This is a genomic window from Nocardioides sp. HB32, assembly GCF_054058995.1.
Genome location: NZ_JBSSBS010000001.1, coordinates 560,553 through 580,258, shown reverse-complemented (window position 1 = coordinate 580,258; position 19,706 = coordinate 560,553). Strand labels below are relative to the sequence as shown.

The 19,706-nt window shown below is 73.3% G+C and carries 19 protein-coding genes; 9 read left to right on the top strand and 10 right to left on the bottom strand.

The genetic code is table 11. From position 1 onward, the window contains the following. Nucleotides 1-15: 15 nt before the first annotated feature. Together ACVW2K_RS03020 and hisC are read left to right on the top strand one after the other, a co-directional pair. Complete coding sequence (locus ACVW2K_RS03020) at nucleotides 16-567, top strand: VanZ family protein (protein WP_457201484.1); 552 nt, start codon at nucleotides 16-18, stop codon at nucleotides 565-567. A 10-nt stretch (nucleotides 568-577) separates the two neighbouring features. Beyond that, nucleotides 578-1,648, top strand: coding sequence for a histidinol-phosphate transaminase (hisC, locus tag ACVW2K_RS03015; protein WP_028638487.1), 1,071 nt, complete (start codon nucleotides 578-580; stop codon nucleotides 1,646-1,648). A 14-nt stretch (nucleotides 1,649-1,662) separates the two neighbouring features. Here the strand turns inward: hisC and ACVW2K_RS03010 are convergent, their stop codons facing one another. Together ACVW2K_RS03010 and ACVW2K_RS03005 are read right to left on the bottom strand one after the other, a co-directional pair. Then, the gene (locus tag ACVW2K_RS03010; RefSeq protein WP_457201483.1) at nucleotides 1,663-2,922 is read right to left on the bottom strand and encodes an MFS transporter; all 1,260 of its coding nucleotides are present in this window, start codon (nucleotides 2,920-2,922) and stop codon (nucleotides 1,663-1,665) included. Beyond that, on the bottom strand, nucleotides 2,919-3,494 hold the full coding sequence (locus ACVW2K_RS03005) for a winged helix-turn-helix domain-containing protein (protein ID WP_051549426.1): 576 nt from the start codon (nucleotides 3,492-3,494) through the stop codon (nucleotides 2,919-2,921). The genes ACVW2K_RS03010 and ACVW2K_RS03005 overlap by 4 nt, the downstream gene beginning before the upstream one ends. 72 nt (nucleotides 3,495-3,566) lie before the next feature. Here ACVW2K_RS03005 and ACVW2K_RS03000 point away from each other — a divergent pair, with 72 nt between their 5' ends. After that, entirely contained in the window at nucleotides 3,567-4,688 is a 1,122-nt protein-coding gene (locus ACVW2K_RS03000; protein ID WP_457201482.1) for a glycoside hydrolase family 3 N-terminal domain-containing protein, read from the top strand. Continuing rightward, entirely contained in the window at nucleotides 4,685-5,626 is a 942-nt protein-coding gene (locus tag ACVW2K_RS02995; RefSeq protein WP_457201481.1) for a glutathione S-transferase family protein, read from the top strand. The genes ACVW2K_RS03000 and ACVW2K_RS02995 overlap by 4 nt, the downstream gene beginning before the upstream one ends. 640 nt (nucleotides 5,627-6,266) lie before the next feature. On the opposite strand, the gene ACVW2K_RS02990 is transcribed toward ACVW2K_RS02995, so the two are convergent. Together ACVW2K_RS02990 and ACVW2K_RS02985 are read right to left on the bottom strand one after the other, a co-directional pair. Then, nucleotides 6,267-6,554, bottom strand: coding sequence for a DUF1905 domain-containing protein (locus ACVW2K_RS02990; protein ID WP_457201480.1), 288 nt, complete (start codon nucleotides 6,552-6,554; stop codon nucleotides 6,267-6,269). 29 nt (nucleotides 6,555-6,583) lie between these two features. Continuing rightward, a complete protein-coding gene (locus tag ACVW2K_RS02985; RefSeq protein WP_231496291.1) occupies nucleotides 6,584-7,528 on the bottom strand; it encodes a family 43 glycosylhydrolase in 945 nt (314 codons plus the stop codon). Between the two features lie 141 nt (nucleotides 7,529-7,669). Here ACVW2K_RS02985 and ACVW2K_RS02980 point away from each other — a divergent pair, with 141 nt between their 5' ends. The 4 genes from ACVW2K_RS02980 to ACVW2K_RS02965 all read left to right on the top strand — a co-directional run bounded on the left by ACVW2K_RS02980 (nucleotide 7,670) and on the right by ACVW2K_RS02965 (nucleotide 12,305). After that, on the top strand, nucleotides 7,670-8,590 hold the full coding sequence (locus tag ACVW2K_RS02980) for a cation diffusion facilitator family transporter (protein WP_457201479.1): 921 nt from the start codon (nucleotides 7,670-7,672) through the stop codon (nucleotides 8,588-8,590). Between the two features lie 163 nt (nucleotides 8,591-8,753). Next, nucleotides 8,754-9,923, top strand: coding sequence for a pyruvate dehydrogenase (acetyl-transferring) E1 component subunit alpha (pdhA, locus tag ACVW2K_RS02975; RefSeq protein WP_457201478.1), 1,170 nt, complete (start codon nucleotides 8,754-8,756; stop codon nucleotides 9,921-9,923). Then, nucleotides 9,923-10,915, top strand: coding sequence for an alpha-ketoacid dehydrogenase subunit beta (locus ACVW2K_RS02970; protein WP_457201477.1), 993 nt, complete (start codon nucleotides 9,923-9,925; stop codon nucleotides 10,913-10,915). Before pdhA ends, ACVW2K_RS02970 begins: the two co-directional genes overlap by 1 nt. A 16-nt stretch (nucleotides 10,916-10,931) precedes the next feature. Then, nucleotides 10,932-12,305, top strand: a complete 1,374-nt coding sequence (locus tag ACVW2K_RS02965; protein ID WP_028638496.1) for a dihydrolipoamide acetyltransferase family protein — start codon at nucleotides 10,932-10,934, stop codon at nucleotides 12,303-12,305. On the opposite strand, the gene ACVW2K_RS02960 is transcribed toward ACVW2K_RS02965, so the two are convergent. Then, nucleotides 12,302-12,850: an AAA family ATPase gene (locus tag ACVW2K_RS02960; RefSeq protein WP_457201476.1), complete on the bottom strand. Its 549-nt coding sequence runs from the start codon at nucleotides 12,848-12,850 to the stop codon at nucleotides 12,302-12,304. The two genes, ACVW2K_RS02965 and ACVW2K_RS02960, sit on opposite strands and share 4 nt — an antisense overlap. Further along, complete coding sequence (locus ACVW2K_RS02955; RefSeq protein ID WP_036571269.1) at nucleotides 12,850-13,734, bottom strand: patatin-like phospholipase family protein; 885 nt, start codon at nucleotides 13,732-13,734, stop codon at nucleotides 12,850-12,852. The genes ACVW2K_RS02960 and ACVW2K_RS02955 overlap by 1 nt, the downstream gene beginning before the upstream one ends. Before the next feature lie 36 nt (nucleotides 13,735-13,770). Here ACVW2K_RS02955 and ACVW2K_RS02950 point away from each other — a divergent pair, with 36 nt between their 5' ends. Continuing rightward, entirely contained in the window at nucleotides 13,771-14,874 is a 1,104-nt protein-coding gene (locus ACVW2K_RS02950) for a serine/threonine-protein kinase (RefSeq protein ID WP_457201475.1), read from the top strand. Nucleotides 14,875-14,878: 4 nt separating this feature from the next. On the opposite strand, the gene ACVW2K_RS02945 is transcribed toward ACVW2K_RS02950, so the two are convergent. From ACVW2K_RS02945 to ACVW2K_RS02930, 4 genes are all read right to left on the bottom strand, one after another. Further along, the gene (locus ACVW2K_RS02945; protein WP_457201474.1) at nucleotides 14,879-15,700 is read right to left on the bottom strand and encodes an SDR family oxidoreductase; all 822 of its coding nucleotides are present in this window, start codon (nucleotides 15,698-15,700) and stop codon (nucleotides 14,879-14,881) included. A 39-nt stretch (nucleotides 15,701-15,739) separates the two neighbouring features. Further along, the gene (locus ACVW2K_RS02940; protein ID WP_028638499.1) at nucleotides 15,740-17,215 is read right to left on the bottom strand and encodes a carboxyl transferase domain-containing protein; all 1,476 of its coding nucleotides are present in this window, start codon (nucleotides 17,213-17,215) and stop codon (nucleotides 15,740-15,742) included. Continuing rightward, complete coding sequence (locus ACVW2K_RS02935; RefSeq protein WP_457201473.1) at nucleotides 17,212-18,198, bottom strand: NAD-dependent epimerase/dehydratase family protein; 987 nt, start codon at nucleotides 18,196-18,198, stop codon at nucleotides 17,212-17,214. The genes ACVW2K_RS02940 and ACVW2K_RS02935 overlap by 4 nt, the downstream gene beginning before the upstream one ends. A gap of 168 nt (nucleotides 18,199-18,366) precedes the next feature. Further along, a complete protein-coding gene (locus ACVW2K_RS02930; RefSeq protein ID WP_457204040.1) occupies nucleotides 18,367-19,545 on the bottom strand; it encodes a M1 family metallopeptidase in 1,179 nt (392 codons plus the stop codon). Nucleotides 19,546-19,706 lie beyond the last annotated feature (161 nt).

Genomic DNA, 19,706 nt, shown 5'->3' with positions numbered 1-19,706 from the left:
CGCTACGGTCGAGGCGTGTTTCCGGTCGGCGGCGTGGGGGTGATGCTCGCCCTCGTCGTCGTCTTTGGCCTCGGCTGCGCGCTGCTCGCGGTGGGGCTGAGCCGATGGCTCGGCTGGCTGACTGCCGTGTCGGTGGCCGGGCTGGTCTGGTCGGTATTGGTCATCGGCTCGATCACCCTCATCCCCGCGAACGGCGCTCCGGGCATCGTGTCCGCGGAGGGCCGGCTGGCCACGTGCTCCTGGGACATCGGTGGCCCGGCGCCGGAGGGCTTCTGGATCTTCGGCGGCGGCCAGCGGACGCTCAACGCCGTGGTGTTCGTGCCCGCGGGGGCGCTGCTGGTCCTGGCCCTCGCCCGCTGGCCGCGGTTCGCGTGGGTGGGCGTGCCGGTCGGGCTGGTGCTGCTGGCGGCGTACTCGATCGGGATCGAGGCGACGCAGCTCGCGCTGGCGCGGATCGACCGGGCGTGCGACGTGACCGACGTGATCGACAACGTCACCGGCGCGGTCGTCGGGGTGGCCGTCGGCATCCTGCTGGCGCTCGCGCTCCGCCCGTGGCGCCGTGGCTAGGGTGCTGCCCATGACCAGCCCCCAGCCCCGGTCGAACGTCGCGGAGATCCCGCCGTACGTCGCCGGGAAGCCGCCGACGGTGCGCCCCGGGATGACCTCCTACAAGTTGTCGTCGAACGAGAACCCGTACCCGCCGCTCCCCGGTGTCGTCGAGGCCGTGCAGGCCGGCGTCGGCGCCATGAACCGCTACCCGGACATGGGCGCCTCGGCGCTCTACGAGGCGCTGTCGCGGAAGTTCGGCGTGCCCGCCGGGCACCTCTCGGTCGCCACCGGCTCCGTCGGGCTGATCTACCAGCTCGTGCAGGCGTTCTGCGACCCCGGCGACGAGGTCGTGTTCGCGTGGCGGTCCTTCGAGGCCTACCCGATCGCGGTCACCGCCGCGGCCGCGACCGGCGTCAAGGTGCCGGTGCTGGCCGACGGCCGGCACGACCTGGACGCGATGGCGGCCGCCGTCACCGACCGCACCAAGGTGGTGCTGGTCTGCACCCCGAACAACCCGACCGGCCCCGCGGTCACCCAGGCCGAGCTGGACGCCTTCCTGGCGAGGGTCCCCTCGGACGTCCTGGTCGTGGTCGACGAGGCGTACGTCGAGTTCGTGCGGATGCCCGACGCCGTGGACGGCATCGCAACCTACCGCCGCCACGAGAACGTCGTGGTCACCCGGACCTTCTCCAAGGCCTACGGGCTCGCGGGCTTCCGGGTGGGGTACGCCGTGGCGCCCGCTCCGATCGCGGCGGCGTTGCGCGCGGTGTCGCTGCCGTTCGGCGTCTCGACGGTCGCGCAGGCGGCGGCGATCGCGTCCCTGGAGCGGCAGGACGAGCTGTTCGAGCGCGTCGACGCGCTGGTGACGGAGCGCACCCGCGTCGTGACCGGCCTGCGTGAGGCCGGCTGGCACGTGCCGGAGGCGCAGGGCAACTTCGTCTGGTTCGACCTCGGGGAGCGGACGCTCGACTTCGCTGCCGCGGCCGACGAGGCCGGGATCGTCGTGCGCCCGTTCGCGGGCGAGGGCTGCCGGGTGTCGATCGGCGAGACCGAGGCCAACGACCGGCTGCTCGCGGTCGCCGCGGCCTTCCCGCGCTAGGCCGGGGCGCGGCGTCAGCGAGGCGCCACCTCGACCTCCGCATGCGCACTCGCGTCGGGCCGCCGATCCATCTCGCGCCAGCGGGGGTCGACCGCCGGCAGCATCGTGACCGCGAAGTAGGCGAGGCCGACGACCAGCATGGCCGGCTCGAGGCCGACGCCGGTGACGAGCACGCCGCCGAGCAGGCCGCCGAACGGGATCAGCGCGAAGCACATCGCCGTCGTCAGGGAGGACACCCGGCCGACCAACGGCTGCGGGATGCGCTCGAAGATCACCGCGCCGAGCACCGGGTTGATGAACCCCGCGGCGAAGCCGCAGGCCACGGTCGCGGCGACGATCAGCCAGAGCGGGCTGTCGAACGCGAACACGGCGTACCGCGGCAGGCCGCAGACCAGGAACGCGAGCAGGTAGGTCCGGTAGCGCGGCAGCCGTGGCGCCCACGCCGCGGCGCAGACGGCGCCCAGCGCGGAGCACCCGCCGAAGACGGCGAACACGAGACCGATCGCGCCCGCGCCGCGTCCGGAGTCGACCGCCCAGACCGGCACCAGGACGCTGACGTACGCCGCGTCCAGGAGGTTCGTGAGCGCGACCATCACCGCGATGCCGAGCAGCACCCGGTCGCCGCGCAGGAAGTCCCAGCCCTCGCGCAGCTGGCGCCGGTAGGACGCCTCGTCGTCCTCGACCACCGGCGGGGGTGCCGGCAGCGAGCGGGTCGTGAGGATCAGCACGACAGCCGAGATGCCGAAGCTGGCGGCGTCGACGACGAGCGCGTTGGTCGCTCCGACGACAGCCACGAGACCGCCGGCGAGCGCCGCGCCGAGCATCGACGAGGTGCGCTCGACCGTGCCGGCCAGGCCGGTGACCCGCTCCATCGGCACGTTCGCGTGCTCGGCGATCGCCGGGACCAGCGCGTGCTTGGCCGAGTCGCCGGGTCCGCGCAGGGCACCCGCGACCGCGACCAGGGCCAGCAGCAGCGGGAAGGACAGCAGGTCCAGCAGGTGCAGCGCCGGGATCGAGCCGACGACGACCAGGCTGCCGAGGTCGCAGGCGATGCTGACCCGGCGCGCACCGGCCCGGTCGATCATCGGGCCGCCGAGCACCTTCAGCACGACCATGGGGAGGGTCTCGAACAGCGCGACCAGGCCGGTCTGGGTGGCCGAACCGGTCGTCGTGAGGACCAGGAACGGCAGCGCGATCATCGACACTCGGGTGCCGGTGAGCGAGACCGCCTCCGCGGTCAGCCAGCCGTAGAGGGGCGTACGGCGCAGGGTCACTCCTCGGCCCCGCCGACCCGGCCCGGGTACGGGAACCCGTTGAGCTGCACGACGTACTGGACCGCCTCGTCGTCGTCCTCCTGCTCGGGCTCGGCGTGCAGGACCTCGGCCAGCCTCTCGACGAGCGCCTTGGCCCGGGCGGGGGTCAGCTTGATCACCCAGTCGCTGTAGGTCGTCGCGTCGGACCAGGCGGGCGGCAGCAGCCCGAGCTCCTCGACGGAGCGCTGGAGAGTCTGGGTCATCACGACCGCGACGGACTGGAGGTAGGCCTCCAGCGTCTCGGCGTCCGCGGGGTCGGCCGGCCGGGCCGTGTCGGTCGTCGTCGACTGGTGCGCGGCCCGCCACCAGCGGTCCCGGGCGTTGCCACGCGCGGTGTCCTCGGCCACGAAGCCGTGCCGCTCCAGCTGGCGCAGGTGGTACGACGTCGCGCCGGTGTTCAGGCCGAGCCGGGTCGCCAGCGTGGTCGCCGTGGCCGGCCCGTCGATGCGGAGCAGGCCGAGCATCCGCAGCCGGAGCGGGTGGGTCAGCGCCTTGAGGGCCTCGGGGCTCGGGGTGATGGAGGTGACGTCCATGGCAGCACCGTACGACTGCAAAGAACCATTTGCAAACAGTTCTTTGCAGTCACGTCTTGTAGCGTCGCCGCTGTGCTCCCTCAGCTGCTCGTCCCGTTCGTCGCCACCCTCGCGATGGCCCTCCCGCACGCGGCCCCGGACCGGCCTGCGGACGTCCTCGCGGACATGTCGCTGGCGCAGCGGGTCGGGCAGCTGTTCATGGTCGGGACGCCTGCCGCCGAGGTGGACCAGCGGACCCGAGCCCAGATCGGGCGCTACCACGTGGGCAACGTGATGCTGACCGGCCGCAGCTACGGCGGCGTCCGCGCGCCGAAGCACGTCTCGAAGGTGATGCGTGCCGAGGTGGACGCGGCCTCGACCGACCGCGTGCGACTGCTGGTCGCCACCGACCAGGAGGGCGGCCTGGTGCAGGTGCTCCAGGGGGGCGCCTTCTCCGACATGCCTTCTGCCCTGACCCAGGGGAGCTGGGGGCTGCCGAAGCTGCGCGGCGCCGCGCGGGCATGGGCCGGGCAGCTGCAGAGCGCCGGCGTGAACATGAACCTCGCGCCGGTCATGGACACCGTCCCGAGCCCGCAGGCCGCCCAGCACAACCCGCCGATCGGCGGGTACCAGCGGGAGTTCGGGTTCACCACGCGCGTGGTCGCCCACCACGGGGTCGCGTTCCTGCGGGGGATGACCGACGGCCACGTCGTACCGACCGTGAAGCACTTCCCCGGCCTGGGCCGGGTGCGCGCCAACACCGACACGCACGCGAACGTGACCGACCGCGTGACCCGGCGGCACGACCCCTACTTCCGGCCGTTCCGGGCGGCGGTCACCGCCGGCGCCGCGGTGATGATGTCGACGGCGTACTACACGCGGCTCGACCCGAGGCACCCGGCGGCGTTCTCCCCGTTCGTGATCGGGACCGTGCTGCGCGGCGACCTGGGCTTCACGGGCGTCGTGATCTCCGACGACCTGGCGCGCGCGAAGCAGGTGGCCTCGTTCAGCCCCGCCGGGCGGGCGCTGCGGTTCATCGGCGCCGGCGGCGACATCGTGCTCACGGTCGACCCCGACCCGCTGCCGGCGATGTACGACGCGGTGCTGGCCCGGGCGCGCACGAGCGAGAAGTTCCGGGACAAGGTGGACGCCGCGGCGCTGCGGGTGCTGAGGGCGAAGGACCGTCAGGGCCTGCTGCCTACAGTGAGGCCATGAGCGACTCGGGCGAGTACCAGCGCGACGCCAACTACATCCCCGACCGGATCACCCGGGGCGCCCGGAAGCCCGAGCACGGGCCCGTGGAGGGCGAGTTGTGGCCGGTCGAGCCGGGCCGGTACAGACTCGTCGCGGCAAGAGCGTGCCCCTGGGCGAACCGCTCGATCATCGTCCGCAGCCTGCTCGGGCTCGAGGACGTGATCTCGATGGGCCTGTGCGGACCCACCCACGACGAGCGCAGCTGGACCTTCGATCTCGATCCCGGCGGCCGCGACCCGGTGCTCGGCTACGAGCGTCTGCAGGAGGCCTACTTCAGGCGGTTCCCCGACTACCCGCGCGGCATCACGGTGCCGGCGGTCGTCGACATCGAGTCGGGCGGCGTGGTCACCAACGACTACCCGTGGATCACCCACGACCTCTTCCACGAGTGGCGCGACTTCCACCGGCCCGACGCACCCGACCTGTGGCCCGATGACCTCCGCGAGGAGATGGACGAGGTCATGGAGCGGATCTACACGGAGGTGAACAACGGCGTCTATCGCGCGGGGTTCTCCACGTCGCAGGAGGCGTACGAGGCGGCGTACGACCGGTTGTTCGCGACCCTCGACTGGCTCGAGGACCGGTTGACCGACCGGCGCTACCTGATGGGTCCGTCCATCACCGAGGCGGACATCCGGCTGTTCACGACGCTGGCCCGCTTCGACGCGGTCTACCACGGGCACTTCAAGTGCAACCGCAACAAGCTCACCGAGATGCCGGCGCTGTGGGGCTACGCGCGCGACCTGTTCCAGACGCCCGGCTTCGGCGACTCCATCGACTTCTTCCAGATCAAGAAGCACTACTACGTAGTGCACTCCGACATCAACCCGAGCGGCATCGTGCCGAAGGGTCCCGACAACTCGGTCTGGCTGACGCCGCACGGGCGGGACGGGCTCTGACCGGGATCGGCGCTCTGACGGGATCCCCGGCTCGCCGGGGATCCCCTCGCTTCTCGGGCGTTGCAACGGCCGAAAAGCGACAGGAGTGCCCGACCGGTGTGACGGGAGGGGCTACTGGTGGTCGTCGAACGTGGCCGGTGAGCGGCGACCGGTACGCCGCGATCGGCTCGGTGATCACGATGCGGCCCCGACCGGCGCGGCCCGGCTGGCGGCCCGGCTGGCGGGTCGGGATCCGGAGGTGTCCGCGGGCGCTCACACGTCCACCTGCAGCCGCACGTCGACGACCATGCCCGGCTCTGGCGGGACAGCTGTGACGGGATCCCCGGCTCGCCGGGGATCCCCTCGCTTCTCGGGCGTTGCAACGGCCGAAAAGCGGCAGAAGTGCCCGACCGGTGTGGCGGGAGGGGCTACTGGTGGTCGCCGAACGTGGCGGTGAGCGGCGACCGGTACGCCGCGATCGGCTCGGTGATCACGCTGCGGGCGGCGACCGCCGCGGCCCCAGCCCGCCGCGGCCCCAGCCCGCCGCGGCCCCAGCCCGCGCGGCCCCAGCCCGCGCGGCCCCAGCCCGCGCGGCCCCAGCCCGCGCGGCCCCAGCCCGCGCGGCGCCGGCGCGCCGGGATCCGGACGTGTCCGCGGGCGGTCAGACGTCCACCTGCAGCCGCACGTCAACGACCGTGCCGAGCTCGATGCCCTCGGCCCTGCGGACCCGGTCCTTGAGCGGCACCACGTAGCTGCCGTCCCTGGGCCACAGCGACGTCGTCCACTCGGTGGCACCGATGGTCACCGTCACCGGGATCATGCCCCAGCCGTAGGTCACCGCCGCGGCGGTCTCCTGGAGCTGCTCGGCCTCGTCCTCGGGCACCCACACGAAGTGGTACGGCGCGGGGCCGCGCCACTCCCAGACCTCGCCGCTGAACTCCAGCTCCACGGCGACAGCCTAGGCGGGCCGAGCCGGGGTCAGCGGCGGACGAACCCGTGCACGTGCGGTGTGGCGTGCCGCCAGTGCAGGTACGCGGCGTACAGCACCCGGCGCGCCCACGGACGGGCCGCCCGCCCGAGCTCGAACCGGTGCGGGCAGGGGCGCCGGCCGTGGCCGCACGTCCAGCCGTGGAAGTAGATGATCGGCTGCTTGCGCCCGGCCGTCAGGACGTCGGCGCCGCCGGGACCGCAGATGCGGGTGTTGTCGCGGCGCAGGAGGGAGTGGGCGCGGGCGTGCCGCCACCCGAAGAGGTGCCGCGACGTCCGCCAGGTGGTGCGGTAGTCGCAGCTGCCGAAGTAGCCCTCGGAGGTGAACAGCACCAGGTGCTTGCGGTGCCGGACGAGGACCGGGTTCTCGACCGTGTGCCCGCTGCGCAGCAGCACCCGGGCCCTCGCGCGGTCGCCGCGGTGGAGGCCGTCGCGGGTGAGCCGGATCATCCGGATCGACGTCGGGTTGCCCTGCGTCTTGAACAGCAGCGTCCGGCCACCGTTCGCCCGCCGGAACCCGGACGGGTCGATGGCGCCCTGCGGAGGGCACACCAGGGGGTGCTTGCCGACCGGGTGGAACGTGTCGAGCACGTGACGAGCCGCAGCGACACCGATGCAGCGCCGCCGGCCGTGCGCCACCGCCGAGTAGTACAGGAGCCAGCCGCGCTTCGCCTGCACCAGGTCCGGCGCCCAGACCTGGTCCGACCTGACCCACCGCGGAAGGTCCACCAGGGCTCGGCGCACGGGGCGCCACGGCCCACGCGGCGAGCGGGACACCGCCCGGGGCGCGAGGTAGCCGGTCGCGACCGCGACGTACCCCCGCGAGAAGGACGCCACCGAGGGATCGGCGAACCGGTCCTGGTGGATCAGCGGCGTCGCCCGCTGCAGCGGCGCCAGTGACGCGTCCGCGCCGCCGCCCAGTGAGACCGTCATCATCACCACGAGGGCAGCCGACGCCGCCCGAATCCCCCACCGCACCTGTTGCCGCCCCACCACTCGCACCCGGTTGTGAGCGCACAGGATCACCCGCCGGGCGGCCGCGCGCAGGACAACACGCCGAATCGTCACAATGGACGCATGGGCCACGACCACGACCACGACCACGCCGCCGGTCGCGCGGCGGACCGCGGGCGGCTGCGCGTCGTGCTCGTCGTGACTCTCGTCGTGATGGCACTCGAGGTGGTCGGCGCGATCGTCACCGGGTCCCTCGCGCTGTTCGCGGACGCGGGCCACATGGCCACCGACGCCGCCGCCGTGGTGCTGGCGCTCGGGGCGTCGTACGTCGCGACGCTCCGCGGCGGACCGCGCTCGACCTTCGGGCTGCACCGGGCCGAGATCCTCGCCGCGCTCGTGAACGCGCTGGTGCTGCTCGTCGTGTGCGGCTACCTGGCCTGGGCGGGGATCTCGCGGCTCGCCGAACCGGTCGAGGTGGACGCCGGGCCGATGGTGCTGTTCGCGCTCGTCGGCCTGGTCGCCAACGGCGGGTCGCTGTACGTCCTCAACCGCTCCGACACCGGCTCGCTCAACCTGCGCGGTGCGCTGAACGAGGTGCTCGCGGACCTGCTGGGGTCGCTGCTGGCCGTCCTCGCCGGTCTCGCGATCCTGCTCTGGGGCTTCGACCGGGCCGACCCGATCGCCTCGCTGGCGATCGCCGCGCTGATCCTGCCGCGCTCGCTGGTGCTGCTGCGCGAGGCCTCGCTGGTGCTGCTCGAGGTCGCGCCGGCGGGGCTCGACCTCGACGACGTGCGCACACACCTCCTCGAGATGTCCGGTGTCGTGGACGTGCACGACCTGCACGCCTGGACGATCACCAGCGGCATGCCGAGCCTGTCCGCGCACGTCACCGTCACCCAGGAGGCGCTCGACGAGCACGGCGTCGGCGGCATCCTGGACCGGCTCTCCGAGTGCACCGCCGAGCACTTCGACGTACGCCACTCGACGTTCCAGGTCGAGCCGGAGACGCACCAGGAGCACGAGGACCTCGGTGAGGTGCACTAGGGCCGGCGAGGACGATTGGCGGGGGCGACGACGACGCAGGTAAGTTGAGTGTGCACGATTGTGTTCCGGGTCACAGGACGCACCACCCCCGCGTCCCGCGTCCGGAGCGACAGCCATCGGCACGCGGAGACCCCGTACCGCCGACGACATCGAAGGAGCGCACGTGAGCACGCAGTCATCGGGTGAGACACCCGGCTTCGGGCCCGACCTCGTGGAGGTCTTCGGGCCCTCGCAGCAGGACGGCGGCCCCGAGCTCGTCCAGTTGCTGACCCCCGAGGGGGAGCGGGTCGAGCACCCGGACTTCTCCTTCGACCTCGGCGACGACGCGATCCTCGGCTTCTACCGCGACATGGTCCTGACCCGTCGCATCGACACCGAGGCCACCGCCCTCCAGCGGCACGGCGAGCTCGGCATCTGGGCGCAGTTGCTCGGCCAGGAGGCCGCGCAGATCGGCGCCGGCCGCTCGCTGCGTCCCCAGGACTTCGTCTTCCCGACCTACCGCGAGCACGGCGTCGCGTGGTGCAAGGGCGTCGACCCGCTCGACCTGCTCGGGCTGTTCCGCGGCGTCGACCAGGGCTCCTGGGACCCCGCCGACAACAACTTCGGCCTGTACACGATCGTGATCGGCGCGCAGACGCTGCACGCGACCGGCTACGCGATGGGCCTGCAGCGCGACGGCGTCGTCGGCACCGGCGACCCGGACCGCGACGCCGCGGTCATCGCGCACTTCGGTGACGGCGCCTCCTCGCAGGGCGACGTCAACGAGTCGTTCATCTTCGCGGCGTCGTACAACGCCCCGGTCGTGTTCTTCTGCCAGAACAACCAGTGGGCCATCTCCGAGCCGATCGAGCGGCAGACCCGGATCCCGCTCTACCAGAGGGCTCTCGGCTTCGGCTTCCCCGGCGTCCGCGTCGACGGCAACGACGTCCTCGCGACGTACGCCGTCACCCAGGCCGCGCTGCAGCGAGCCCGCGACGGCCAGGGCCCCACGCTCGTCGAGGCCTACACGTACCGGATGGGTGCGCACACCACGACCGACGACCCGACGCGCTACCGGCTCAGCGACGACCTCGAGCGCTGGAAGCTCAAGGACCCGATCGCCCGCGTGAAGGCGTACCTGCGCCGCAACGGCGTCGCGGACGACGCGTTCTTCGCGGGCGTCCAGCAGGAGGCCGACGACCTCGGCCACCGGCTCCGCGAGGGCTGCAAGGCGTTGCCGGACCCGCAGCCGCTGAGCATGTTCGACCACGTCTACTCCGAGATGACCGAGGAGCTCGTCGCCCAGCGCGACGGGTTCGCGGCCTACCTGGAGAGCTTCGAGGGGGCGCACTGATGGCGACGCAGGGTACGCAGCGGATCACGCTCGCCAAGGGCCTCAACATGGGCCTGCGCAAGGCGATGGAGGACGACCCCAAGGTCCTGCTCATGGGGGAGGACGTCGGCAAGCTGGGCGGCGTCTTCCGGATCACCGACGGGCTGCAGAAGGACTTCGGCGAGGACCGCGTCATCGACTCGCCGCTGGCCGAGTCCGGCATCGTCGGCACGGCGGTCGGCCTGGCGCTGCGCGGCTACCGCCCGGTGGTCGAGATCCAGTTCGACGGGTTCGTCTACCCGGCGTACGACCAGATCGTCTGCCAGGTCGCGAAGATCCAGTTCCGGTCGCAGGGCAAGCTGAAGATGCCGATGGTCATCCGGATCCCGTTCGGTGGCGGCATCGGCGCGGTCGAGCACCACAGCGAGTCGCCGGAGGCGCAGTTCGCGCACACGCCGGGCCTCAAGGTGGTCGCCTGCTCGAACCCGGTCGACGGCTACTGGATGATCCAGCAGGCCATCGCCAGCGACGACCCGGTGATCTTCCTGGAGCCGAAGCGGCAGTACCACGCCGACAAGGCCGACCTCGACGAGTCCGCCACGCCCGAGCCGTTGTTCACCTCGCGCGTGGTCCGGGCCGGCACCGACGCCACCGTGCTCGCCTACGGCCCGATGGTGAAGTCCGCGCTGGCCGCGGCCGAGGCCGCCGCCACCGAGGGCAAGTCCGTCGAGGTCATCGACCTGCGCACGCTGTCCCCGCTGGACATGGCCCCGGTCTACGAGTCGGTGCGCCGTACCGGTCACGCCGTCGTCGCGCACGAGGCGCACGTCAACCTCGGCATGGGCGCGGAGATCGCGTCGCGGATCACCGAGCAGTGCTTCTACTCGCTCGAGGCCCCGGTGCTGCGGGTCGGCGCGTTCGACACGCCGTACCCGCCGTCCCGCATCGAGGAGGACTACCTCCCCGACCTGGACCGGATCCTGGACGCCGTCGACCGCTCCCTCGAGTTCTGAACCGGAGTTCTGAGCCATGCCTGAGTACAAGCTGCCCGACGTCGGTGAAGGCCTGACCGAGGCGGAGATCGTCGCCTGGCACGTCAAGGTCGGCGACGTCGTCGAGATCAACCAGATCGTCGTCGAGATCGAGACCGCGAAGTCGATCGTCGAGCTGCCGTCGCCGTACGCCGGCGAGGTGACCGCGATCCTGGTCGAGGCCGGCGAGATGATCCCGGTCGGCACGCCGATCATCGCGATCGGTGAGCCCGCCGCGGCCACCGCCGATGCCCCCGTCGAGATCGACCTGTCCAACCCCGCCGCCTCCGGTGGCGGCGAGGGCGAGTCGCTGGTCGGCCGCAACAAGGCCGACCGCGGCCCGGTCCGACGGGCCCGCAAGGTCGCGTCCGGCGCCGCTGCGGCGCACATGCAGGCGCAGGCCGCGTTCGAGGCCGGCGAGTCTCCGATGGTTGAGGCGGACGAGACGCCGGTGCCGTCCACGCCCGCAACGACGGCGCCTGCCGCGTCCGTCCAGGTGCTGGCCAAGCCGCCGGTGCGCAAGCTGGCCAAGGACCTCGGCGTCGACCTGCGGTCGTTGACGCCGACCGGGCCGAACGGCACGGTGTCCCGCGAGGACGTCGAGTCGGCCGCCGGCGGGACGTCGTCCGAGGTGGCTGCTCCGGTGGCCAGGTCGTACGACACCCGGCCGGGTGAGCGGGAGACCCGGGAGCCGATCAAGGGTGTGCGCAAGATGATGGGCCAGGCCATGGTCCAGTCGGCGTTCACGGTGCCGCACGTGACCGAGTGGGTCACCGTCGACGTCACCAGGACCATGGAGCTCGTCGAGCGGCTGCGGTCGCGCCGCGAGTTCCGCGAGGTCAAGATCTCGCCGCTGCTGGTGCTGAGCCGCGCGGTGATGCTGGCGATGCGGCGTACGCCGGAGATCAACTCGTGGTGGGACGAGGCGGCCGGGGAGGTCGTGCTCAAGCGCTACGTGAACCTCGGCATCGCGGCGGCCACCCCGCGCGGGCTGGTCGTGCCGAACGTCAAGGACGCCGAGTCCATGTCGCTGCTCGAGCTCGCGCAGGCGCTGAACGCGCTGACCGCGACCGCGCGCGAGGGGAGGACGCAGCCGGCGGAGATGGCCGGCGGCACCTTCACGATCACGAACGTCGGGCCGTTCGGCGTCGACGGCGGCACCCCGATCATCAACCCGGGCGAGTCCGCGATCCTGTGCTTCGGCGCGGTCAAGAAGGCGCCGTGGGTCGTCGACGACGAGATCGTGGTGCGGCAGGTCTGCACGCTCGCGCTGTCCTTCGACCACCGGCACATCGACGGCGAGAAGGGCTCGCGCTTCCTGTCCGACGTCGCCGGGATGCTCGAGGACCCGGCCACGGCGCTGGTCTTCTAGGGGCCGTTCCACGGGCGGCCGGCCGCGGCCCAGCTGTCCGGTCGCACCGGCGGCGGTCCGCCGCGCAGCCAGGCGGCCACGGCCCGGGCGTGGTCGGCCGGTGCCGCCGCGGCCGACGTCAGCCGGAACGCCTGGTCGGAGTAGGGGAACGCCGCGGCCCGCTCGCGGACCGAGGCCTCGTCGAGGTCCGTCTCCTGGCGTCGGCCCCGGAAGCGGCGGACCGCCTCGTCGGGCGGGACGTGGATCTCGACGACCCAGAGCGGGGTGTCCGGCGCGGCCGCGACCAGGCTGGCCCGCTGCTCGCGCCGGGCGTAGGTGCACTCGAGGAGCACGTCCCGCCCGCGGTCGAGCGCCAGGCGGGCGAGGACGTGCGCGGCGTCGTACGCGAGCATCCGGTCCTCGCGGCCCCGGCCCGACCCCGGGAGCAGCACGTCGAAGAGCGCGTCGACCTCGAGGTGGACCCGGTCGGCGACGAGCAGCCGCCCGATCGAGGACTTCCCCGAGCACGGCGGCCCGGACAGGAGCAGCACGCCGGCGGGCGGCATCAGTGCCCGGCCGTGTCGAGCGCGTCGGCCGTGAGCCGGCGGCCCAGCTCGATCATCTCGTCCGCGCGGTGGAACTCCAGCGACCGGGCGGCGCTGACCGGCACGGTCACCAGGACGTCCGGCGGCATGCCGGCCATCCGGTACCGGCTGATCAGGCCCTGCATCGCGTCCATGGACATCCCCACCACGTCGGAGATGCGGAGCTCGTCGAGCAGGCTCGGGGCGACCGGCTCGACGGTCCGCCCGACGGTACGGCGGACCCGGTCCACCAGCTCCTCGCGCCACGACGGCTCGGCCGCTTCCCGCGCGGGCGCTGACGGTTCCTGCGGCAGCCGGGCGCCGGACAGCGAGATCGCGATGGTGAGGTCCGCCGCCGCGGCCGCGGTCGGCTCGATCGGCACCGGGTTCATCAAGCCACCGTCGGCGAGCAGGCGGCCGTTCATCTCGACCGGCGTGATCACGCCCGGGATCGCGATCGAGGCCCGGATCGCCGACAGGAGCGGACCGCGCTGGAACCACACCTCGCGGCGGGCGTGCAGGTCGGTGGCGACCGCGGTGAACGGGACCGCGAGGTCCTCGATCAGCCGGTCACCGACCAGCTCCTCGACCTGCTCGAAGATCCGCTGGGCCCGGATCGCGCCGGGCGCGGACCACTTCGGGTCGAGGAGGCGCAGCACGTCTCGCTGGGTGAGCGAGCGCGCCCACTCGGCGTACGGCTCCATCCGGTCGGCCGCCGCGAGGCCGCCGACCAGCGCGCCCATCGAGGTGCCGGCGATCGCGACGATCTCGTGCCCGCGGTCCCGGATCTCCTCGATGGCGCCGATGTGGGCGTACCCGCGGGCACCGCCGGAGCCCAGGGCCAAGGCCACGCGGTGGGAGCTCATGTTGGCACCCTAGGGAACCGGGGTAGGAGTCGCAGCGTGGAGACGCTCGGGCCCTACCGCCTCGTCCGCCGCCTCGGCAGCGGCGGGATGGGTGTCGTCCACGAGGCGTGGGACACCGGGCTCGAGCGCTCGGTCGCGCTGAAGGTGATCTCGCCGCAGCTGGCCGACGACCCCGGCTTCCGCGAGCGCTTCGTCCGGGAGGCCCGGACCCAGGCGGCGCTGACGTCCGAGCACGTCGTGCCCGTCTACGCGCACGGTGAGGACGCCGGCCGGCTCTGGATCGCCAGCCAGCTGATCCCCGACGGCGACCTCGGTCGGCTGCTGCGGGAGTACGGCGCGCCGCCGGTCCCGGTCGCCCTCGACCTGATCGGCCAGGTGGCGTCCGGCCTCGCGGACGCGCACGCCGTCGGGCTCGAGCACCGCGACATCAAGCCCGCCAACGTGCTGCTGCGCCGCGGCCCGCGGATTCGCGCGTACCTCTGCGACTTCGGGATCGCCGGCCCGGTCGGGAGCGCGCCGGACGACGCCGGCACCCCGGCGTACATGTCGCCCGAGGGCGTCGCCTCGGACGTCTACGCGCTCGGCTGCCTGCTGTGGGCGACGCTGGAGGGCCGCCCGCCGCGCGCGGACGGCCCGGTCCCGCAGTTGCCCGGCACCGACGCCCGGACCGTCGCGGTCAACCGGGTCCTGGCCAGGGCGCTGGCGAAGGACCCGGCGGAGCGCTATCCGTCCGCCGCGGCGTTCCGCGACGGCCTGGCGGCCGCGGCCCGGCTGGCGGGCGAGCCGCCGGCCGCATCGGCGCGTCGGCGCGGGTGGCTCGTGGCCGTCCCGGTCGTGGTCCTGGTCGCCGTCGCCGGCGCGGTGTGGGCCCTCACCCGCTCCGACGACGGGCCGCCACCGGCCGCGCCGGTGGAGGTCGAGCACCGGGCGACCAGCGAGCTCGCCGACTCGCTCGACGGTGCCATGAACGACGTGCGGGCCGAGTGCGTCGCCCAGCACGTGGTCGACGACCTCGGCTTCGACGCCCTCGTCGACGCGGGGCTCTTCGACGAGGAGGGGCACTTCCTGAACCCGGACCTCGCCCACGAGCCCGAGGTCAAGGACTCGCTGACGCTGGCCGCGCAGTCCTGCGTGGGCTGACCGGTCAGGCCTCGATCGGCCCGACCTCCCAGCCGGGCGGCGCGATCGGGTGCAGCATCGCGTCGGTCCCGCCGTCGATGAAGAGCACCGCGCCGACGATGTTCGCCGCGGGCTCGGAGAGCAGGAAGCCGATCGCGGCCGCGACCTCCTCGGGCCGGCCGAGCCGGCCGATCGCGTTGGGGTACGCGTCGATCGCGGCCCCGAGCAGCGGATCGGCCCGCATCTGGTCGACCATCGGCGTCTCGGTGGCGCCCGGCGCGACGGAGTTGAGCCGGATGCCGGCGCCCGCCCACTCCGGCTTCACGCCCTCGCGGCGAGCCCACCAGGCGAGCGCCGCCTTGCTGGACGGGTAGACCATCACCGAGTCGACCTGCGCGGCCTCCTCCCGGGCGAGCGGCTCGTCGTCGCGGAGGCAGGCCTGCGCGACGGGGGCGTTCCAGCCGGGCATGCCGGTGATCGAGTTCGACGCGAGGAACACCACGCCCGCGCCGCCCGCTGCCGCGAGCTCGGCGTGCAGCCCGCGCACCAGCGCGACGGCGCCGAAGAAGTTCACCGACACCAGCAGGTCGGACGGGACCCCGGTGCGGCCGGCGATGCCGGCTGCCGGCACGACGCCGTGGACGACGTCGGCGAGGCTCCGGACACCGGCGACCGCGTGCGCCCGCCCCTCCGGCGTCGCGAGGTCCGCCAGCACGTCGATCCCGCCGCCCTCGCGGCCCACCTCGACCCGGTCGACCGTGATCACCCGGTGACCCTGCTCGTGCAGCAGCGCCGCCGTGGCGGCCCCGATGCCGGACGCGGCCCCGCTCACGACGTACGTCTTCATGGGCCGGAACTGTAACCTGTTCTACAGGCCCGGTGACTGCTACAGGTACCGGCGGGCGCGATCGGCGGGACTGCCCGGCCCCGCGTCGAGGAGCGCGGCGAGCTCGTGCTCGAGGACCGCGCCGACCCGCTCGCAGAACGCCTCGGGCTCGTCGGCGGCGTCCGGGAGCTCGGCGACGATCCGGTCCACGATGCCGGCCTCGCGCAGGTCGAGCGCCCGCACCTTCTGGGCGCGCGCCATCTCGGGAGCGTGGTCGAGGTCGCGGTGCACGATCGCGCTGGCGCCCTCCGGCGGCAGCGGCGAGAGCCAGGCGTGCTGGGCGGCGATCACCCGGTCCGCCGGCAGCAACGCCAACGCCCCGCCGCCGTTCCCCTCGCCGAGCATCAGGCACAGGGTGGGCGCCCGGACGGTGACCAGCTCGGCGAGGCAGCGCGCGATCTCGCCGGCCATGCCGCCGTTCTCGGCCTCCGGGGAGAGGGCCGCGCCCTGGGTGTCGATGACCGTGACGAGGGGCAGGCCGAGATCGGACGCGAGCCGCATCCCGCGCTGGGCCTCGCGGAGTGCCTCCGGGCCCATCGGGTGCTCGGCGGTCTGGCCGCGGCGGTCCTGGCCGAGGAACACGCACGGCGCCTGGCCGAAGCTGACCAGGGCGAGCAGCAGCCCGGGGTCCCGCTCCCCCTGGCCGGTGCCGTTGAGCGGGATCACGTCGCTGGCGGCGTACTTCAGCAGGCGGCGGACCCCGGGCCGGTCGGGACGCCGCGACCGGGTCACCGCGTCCCACGTGTCGACGTCGGGCAGCGGGGTCAGCCGGACCGGCGCGGGCACCGGCTTAATGCCGTGGCGGGGCGCGAGCAGGATCGCGAGCGCGCGGTCGAGGATGCCGGCGATCTCCTCGGGCGGCAGGACGGCGTCCAGGATGCCGTGGGCGTAGAGGTTCTCCGCGGTCTGCACGCCCTCCGGGAACGGCCTGCCGTACAACGCCTCGTACACCCGTGGGCCCAGGAAGCCGATCAGTGCGCCCGGCTCGGCGACGGTCATGTGCCCGAGCGAGCCCCACGACGCCATCACTCCGCCGGTGGTGGGATTGCGGAGGTAGACGAGGTACGGCAGGCCGGCGGACTTGTGCGCCGCGACCGCCTCGGTGATCCGGACCATCTGCACGAACGCCGGCGTGCCCTCCTGCATCCGGGTGCCGCCGCTCACGGGCCCGGCCAGCAGCGGCAGCCCCTCGCGGGTGGCGCGCTCGATCGCGGCCACGAGCCGGTCGGCCGCGGCGCGACCGATCGACCCGGCGAGGAACCGGAACTCGCCCATCACGACCGCCACCCGGCGGCCGTGCATGAGGCCCTCGCCGCTCAGCACCGACTCGTCGACCCCGCTCTTCTCGCGGGCGGCGGCCAGCTCGGCGGCGTACTCCTCGCTGAGGTCGCCGTACGACGGCGGGGTGTCCCACGAGGTCCAGGAGCCCTCGTCGAGGACCAGGTCGATGAGCTCGGCGGCCGACAGGCGGGTCACTCCCGGAGGCTATGCCACGCGGCGAGGACCGCGGCCTCGCGGTCGCGTGACATTCCGCTCACGGGCGCGTCCGGGGTGGCCCGCACCCAGGCCAGCGTGTCCCGCGCGGTGTCGGCGACCGGCCGGAGCACCAGGCCCGCGGCGTACGACGGCGCCGGGTCGTGGGTGCCGAGGCCGTCGTACTCGGGACGCGGGAGCCAGAGCGGCAGCGCCTCCGGCCCCATCCACGGCTCGACGCCCTGCTCGGCGAGGAACTCCTGCGGGACCCAGGTGAACGTGGCGTCCGAGCCGACTCCCGCGGCTGTCTCGGCGAGCATCCGCGAGAGCGGCATGACCTCGCCGACGCCGTCGAGGTCGCCGCCCGTCCGCTGCTCGGCGCAGGTGACGATCCACGCCGCGAGGTCACGGACGTCGATCACCTGCATCCGGTCCCCGGGGCGGCCGCCGGCGAGCGCCTCACCGCCGTCGGCGAGCCGGACCGGCCAGTACGTGAAGCGGCCGGTCGGGTCGCCGGGGCCGACGATCAGCCCGGGGCGGATCACCGTCCAGGACGCCGCGCCCTCCCGCACCAGCTGCTCGCACGCGACCTTCATCGGTCCGTACGCCTCCGGGTCCGTGCCGAGGTCGGCGTCCTCGTGCCGGGGCTCCCGCAGCTCGAGCGTGCCGGGCGTCCCGTCGGGGACGGAGTCGTCGGCGTACACGTTGACGGTCGAGACGAAGACCCAGTGCGCGGACGGGAAGGCCGCCACGCCCTTGCGGACCCAGGAGGGGATCCGGGCGACGTCGACCACGGCGTCGTACGACTCGCCGGCCAGCTCGCCGGGGACCTCCTGGGTGCGGTCCCACGCCACGAAGGCGGCACCGTCCGGCACGGGGCCGGACGTGCCGCGGGTCGCGCAGGTCACCTCGTGGCCGCGCTCGAGCGCGTCCGTCGCAACCGCCTTGGACAGGAACACCGAACCGCCGAGCACCAGGATCTTCACGAGCGGCACGCTTCCCGGTCCGGCGTACGTCCGCAAGGGATTCCGCCCATGGCAGACGGGCCGGGAGCGGGGACTTGTCGGGGGAAACCCGACGGACACGCCGATCCCGCCCGGCGTGTCCGTCGGGTTTCACCGGCCGACCGGAGAAACCCGCCCGGGTTTGCACGCTCAGCCGCGCTGCGGCGTCTCCGGCCCGAGCAGCCAGGCGTTGAAGAAGTTCCGGAGGTCCTGGCCGCTCTTCTCCGACCACCACGAGGTGATCTCCTGGTAGTCCGCGTTGCCGTCCTCGTGGCTGGCGGGCCAGGCCCGCACCAGCTTCCAGAACTCGTCGTCGCCGAGCTTCTTGCGCAGCTCGTCCCACATCACCGCGGGGATGTAGTAGACGTTGCCCGCGCCGAACGAGTCCTTCCGGTAGTTCGCGGGCGGGCCGGCGTCCTGCCGCAGCTGGGTGTCGAGCGTGGCCCAGTAGTCCATCCGGTCCTCGAGCGGCGTGCCCTCGTCCTCGCTCTGCCAGACGCCCTGGAGGTACGTGGCCATGCCCTCGTTCATCCAGACGTCTCGCCAGTCGAGCGGCGTCACCTCGTCGCCGTACCAGTGGTGCGCCATCTCGTGCACGAGCACCTCGGGCGAGGTCGCGTAGCGGGTGTCGCCGAGGGTGATCATCGTCTGCGTCTCCATGCCGCTCCTGGAGTCGACGACGAGGAAGCCGAGCTGGTCGAACGGGAACGGTCCGAGCCGGTCCTCGAGCCAGGCCATCGCGGCCGGTGCCCGGCGGAGCCGCTGGAGCAGGTCCGGGCGGTCCACCGGCGTCCAGTACGTGATGGGCACCCCGGACGGCGAGCGGTCCTCGGTCATCGTGAAGTGGCCGATCGCGACCGTCACGAGGTACGACGAGGCCGGCTCGTCGAGCCGCCAGTGGGTGACGGTGTCGCCGTCCTCCCGGCGGCGGGACAGGAGCGCGCCGTTGGAGACTCCGACCATGCCGGCGGGCGCCGAGATCGTCACGTCGTACAGCGCCTTGTCCGACGGCTGGTCGTTGACGGCGTACCAGCTGTAGGCGCCGTACGGCTCCTGCATGGTCCACGCGCCGCCGTCCCGGGTCACCGTCCAGCCGGTGCTGCTGAAGTCGCTGCGCTGGACGGGTGCGGGAACCGGCGCGGGCTTGCCGGAGTACCGGATCACCAGCGTGTACTCGGCGTTCGCCTCGACCGGACGGTCGACGACGAGGTCCTTGCCGTCGTGGTCGTACGTCGCCTTCTCGCCGTCGACCGTGACCGAGCTCGGGTCGAGCGGCGCGGCGAAGTCGAGGCGGAAGTCGTCGGCGCTGGCGGTCGAGCGGAAGTGCAGCCGCTCCGTCGCGTCCAGCGTGGAGGTGCGGGGGTCCCAGGCGAGCGCCAGCCCGTAGTGGAGGGCGTCGACGCCGGGATCGCCGACCTCGGGGTAGACCGAGTCCTCGACGGTCCTGCTGAACCCGTCGGCGACGTCGCCGGTGGGGGACGCGGCGGGCT